Below are 4,827 nucleotides of genomic sequence, written 5' to 3'. Positions count from 1 at the left end.
AGTAACTACAGTGCCTGAATACAAATAGTCTTGTCCGCTCGTTTCAACTTTAATTGGACTAAATCGCAGTATATCTTTATATGCTTTTGCTACCCTTGCCATAGAAATTGCATAACACATGCCTCCAGGGTTTTGGAATTTATTTGCAACTTCAAACGACTTTTCAGGATGATTATATGTATATTCTGGATATGGAAGTATTTGAGTGTCGTTCACTTCGGGCAACTCTTCAATATTTTTGGTTAATTTTAAACCTACTTTAGATGAACCTGCAATAAACATTATTCTTCCACAAAAAATATTTTGTAGCCCTTTGCTGTCAAAAAAACCACCATCATCACTTGCAAAAAAATCAATTTTAGCATTTTGTTTTAAATTTTTACTTGAAACTTTTATTGCAATTGTTTCATCAAGCTCTATATTTATTGATTTTTTTGTTAGAACCTCTATACCTTCTGAAACGATATTTATAATTCCATCATTATCATTTGCGTTTTTATTTCCTTTTGTTATTTTAAAAGGAACGACTGCATTTTCATTAAATAGTTTTATAATTTTTAATTTTTGGATTCTTTTGTTTGTATCAATACTATTAGATAGTTGAAGGTCTTCGTTTGTGTCAATGACAATAAAACCTTTGTAGTCATATTCACTTTTTTTTCCAATTAATGAAAAGTCTATATTTACAACAGGTATAAAGTCTTTTTCAAATTCATTTATTTTTTTGTCATCCTCCTCTTTCCTCTTATCCCCAATCTTTGCCAACCTGTCAAATTTTGCTAGTAAGAGCTTTCCTTTTGATCGAAACCATGCTAATTTTTCGCTGTTCATATTCTTCTGATATTTAAAAAAGTGTATGAACTGGTTTTCAGTTCATACACTTTTACTATTATTAAATTGTTGTTTTAACACCTAATTTTGCTCCGTTTTTTACTAATGGTAAGTCTTTTTGTGCCTCGCAAGTATCTAATGTTGGCAATCCTTCTGCATAAACGGCTACACCACTTTTTTGTAAGGCAATTAAATTAGTTGGTAGTGTCGTTGTCCACGTTTCTTCTACAGCGTATTCTTGTTCTTTTAGCTCATCTACAATAGAAAGGTATAAAGGATTTCCGAGAACTGGCATTTGTCCACCATTCCAAATTTGACCAAATGCCATATAATGCATTACGGCATCTTCAAAGCCCGGTTTTACGGTTACAATTACACGAGCCATACCCGATTGCATAAAACTACGAAAAATGGCATCGTTGCTTTCAAACTGGTACAAATCTTTCCATTCGTCTTTGTTTGCCCAATAATACGGATAAAAATTGTAACTAATTAAATTCCACTCAAACGCTTGTTCCATAAATTTGGCAAAACTACCGTAATCGTCCATTTTTTTATCCAAGTTTACTTGAAAGTTGGTAAATGTAGCATTGGTGTCATACATTGGTAAACCAAATTGTTTGTAATTATTAGGATTTGTAGAATGGTCTAACAAATAAGAAATACAATTTTGTCGTAATACATTTTGTTCAATTTGACGGTAGAATAAAGGATTACTGTCAATAATTTGAACACCTGTTGCTTTAGCTTCGGCAATAGATTGGTTGTATTCTAGTAATTGATTGTAATATCCTTTTAGAATGGCTTCAAAGGTTTCTTTTCGCCATTTTTCAATTTTTTCTGGGTCAATTTTACAAAGTACATTAATTGTAATGTTAACGGTGTGATAGTTTGTTATTGAAATTGCTACTGGAACTTCATCAAAATATTTTTTGATAGTAAGAAATGGTGTATTGTCAATTCTTAATGGTACGGAATTAAAAGTAATATCACCAATACTAATCAGTACTCTTTTATCCCAACCTCCATTACTTCCTACAATCATACCTGTAATATTAGCATTGGCTTTTTCTGAATAGTAACCATCAGGAACTTTTATAGTCATAGTTTTTGTTGATCCAGTATTTGTATTTTGAGAAAAATGCTCAATAGATTTGCCTACATACATTTCTTGTTTTGGAAATTGATTTACATCTGCATTGTATTTGGAAGCTAATAACTGGTAATTATTTTCATTAATAGCACCAAAACTTGGATAATTTATTCTTGGGTCAATTGGTTTTTCAATCGTGGTAGAATTTATATTACTTTGACTTACTGCAATACCCAAGCGATGTAGTTTGCTTGGCTGTGGAATCATGAACTCATACATCAATCGTTTACCATAATTATAAATTTGATTTTTGTAAATGGCATTAATGAACCTGAAAACACCTGATACGTGTTCACCGCTTTCGGTATTGTCAAAAATATGTGTATTAACCTCTGTAAATTCATCGGTAGTTTTTACCGTTTTTTCATTCTTTACTCTTGAAACGATACGCTCCATTGCTCGTTGTGTAATTTCTTTGGCTTGGTTTACCGCTTGCCTGTTACTTTCTTCTTTAGAAACATTGGAAGCGTAACTTGCACCAGCATCTAAAGTTGTGTTTCCCCAAGATGATTTTACATCAGCATAAGCTGCAAATTGTTTTTGCTCTTGCATCAATTTTGCAACTTCTGTTTGCATTTCAAAACGTTCGGTAGTAGCTGTGTCAATAACTTTTTCGGTTTCTATTTCGTTACTTTCAGTTTCTATCACTTGGGTTTGGTGAAATTTTGTAGTGCTTTTTTCTCTTAATTCACGAGCCATCACATTTTCAATATGAGCTACTTCACCAACTTCATATTTACAGATTTTTGAAACTACTTTTTTATAATCGGCAATTCCTAATTGTCTATACCCAAAAGCATTTGGAATAAATGAGTTATCATCGGTGTTATCGTTTCCACCTGTATTAGTTCCTCCTTTGATTTCTAATTTACCTAAAGGTGAACAGCTCAATAAACTGAAAGGACTTACTTCAAAAGTATAAGTTTGTCCATTAGTAAAAATAATGTAACCTGATATTCCTGTTACAACGCCGTTAATAGAAAACGGCAAGTCATTGTTATACATATTACTCAAAGTCAGTACATTTCCATTAAAAGACTGATTAAAATAACCGCTGGTGCCTGAACTTCCATTACTGTAATGCAAATGATAAATAAACTGCTGAACAGTGTAGTTGGAATTAGGGAGTTGGATGGTCATATATGGACTTACATTACCATTAGCCAAACGATTGGTGCAAATTCGAAAGGTAAAATCATTTGATTGTATTATATTACCTTTTAAAGCAATAGCAGTATCTCCGAAAGCGAGTACTTGCTCTGAGATTTGTGTTTTCTCAACAATTTTTTTATGCGTTGTATTTAATTTATTTTCTAAATTTTGTTTGAGTTCATTAAAAGTTTTTACTTTTGTTAAATCTAGTTGATTAGAAAGTTCAACAAAACTATCTTCAGAAAGTTTTTCTCTCAAAGAATTAATTTCAGATTCTTGGGAAAAATTAAACACAAATTCAGGAAGTTCAGGATAATCAATATCTGGTTGGTTACAAATATCATCAGGATTGTAATTTTCATCTTTCGGCTTTTCGCAAAGTCTTCTTTGTGCTTCTTTGTATCTTTTTTGATAATCTATAATGGCAGGTTTTATTTGCTCTTGATACGCTTTTAATTCTTTATTGTATGCTTCTTCGTAAGCCTTATATTGTTCTGTTTCTATATTTTTGAGTTCTGATAAAAGATATTCTATGTTTTCAGAAGTAATTTTGGCTTCTGCTACTTCTTTTGCTTCCAACATTTCCTGCGGAATAAATCCTGCTAATTCTTTTTCTCTTTCGGCAACTTTTTGATTAGTTGAGTTATTGCCTGAAGAAGTTATATTTTCTTCAAATAATTCTACTGGTAATACCACTTTTGCCGATACCAACTGTTTAGCTATTTCAGCTTCAAATCCCTTTCCTATAAAAAAGGATTTATTTTTAAGGATATTATTAAATACAAGCAGTTGGATAATTGCTTCTTTCACATAGAAACTTTTTTGAGTAAGTACTTGATGAAATAAATTATCCCAAAGATTTAGTTCAAATGTTGGGTCTAAAAGATCAAGTCCATTAATTTTTTCTCCTAATTCTTTTGGGTCTAAAGTGCTTTTGTTTCTGGCAATCCAATCGGCTAATTTAAAATAATCTGGATTGATTACTTCAATTGCTTTTTCATCTTCAAATGTAGAAATATTTCCTTCTGCCGAGCGCATAGCATCCCATTTGGTTGTGTTAGTGTCTTTGTTCATTACTGCATTGAAAAATGCACCAGTTTGACTGTCAGGATGAAAAATAAAACGTTTGTTTTGATTTTCTTTTTTAGTAAGTTCTGCGCTTCGCAGACTTACAAAACGAAATAGTGTCGTTTGGTTGTTGATTTCTTGATTTTTCATAAATTTTGCTTTTTATTAAAACGTTATTTTTTTTATTATTTTTTTTTATTAGTTTGTTGCTTATGGTTTTGGATAGGACTATAATATTTATCAAAATATTCTATCCCTTTACTTTTTTGTTCCCTTTCAATAAAATGATTCTTAAATATTTGCTAGCAGTTGTTTCTTTTAACTAAACAAAACTTTATATTAGTACAGGTCAAAGTACTTGAATAGAATCCAAAAAAAAATCACCACTAATGGTGATTTTTTACTGTTTTATTGGGTTGTATTCTTACATGAAGTCGTATTTGCGTTCTATGGCAAACCGAAAGAACTCATTTTTACCTTTGATGTTAAACTTTTTGATGATGTTTTTGCGGTGGGTATCCACAGTATTTTTTCCAATGCAAAGGATATCGGCTATTTCTTGTGATGATTTTCCATCGGCAACGAGTCGCAAGATTTCTTTTTCTCTTGTGCTCAGGATAATC

General features: G+C 31.4%; 3 protein-coding genes. All 3 read right to left on the bottom strand.

Annotation, left to right across the window (positions count from 1 at the left end):
• Positions 1–831 (bottom strand): hypothetical protein (locus tag ACK5ON_RS12375; RefSeq protein WP_409822981.1); only part of this gene is annotated, 831 nt, incomplete at its 3' end.
• Between the two features lie 61 nt (positions 832–892).
• Positions 893–4,354 (bottom strand): hypothetical protein, encoded by a 3,462-nt coding sequence (locus ACK5ON_RS12370; protein ID WP_409822978.1) that lies wholly within the window; start codon positions 4,352–4,354, stop codon positions 893–895.
• Between the two features lie 274 nt (positions 4,355–4,628).
• Positions 4,629–4,827: response regulator transcription factor (locus ACK5ON_RS12365; RefSeq protein WP_409821513.1), on the bottom strand; the 199-nt coding region annotated here is incomplete at its 5' end.

This window comes from Flavobacterium sp., from assembly GCF_046317795.1.
GTDB lineage: Bacteria > Bacteroidota > Bacteroidia > Flavobacteriales > Flavobacteriaceae > Flavobacterium.
Note: the sequence above shows the minus strand (reverse complement) of the source record. Positions and strands in the feature narration are given on the sequence as shown.

Bases quoted from the DNA above. Each gene is read 5' to 3' on its own strand.
- ACK5ON_RS12370 (WP_409822978.1), bottom strand. From the start codon at position 4,354: ATGAAAAATCAAGAAATCAACAACCAAACGACACTATTTCGTTTTGTA.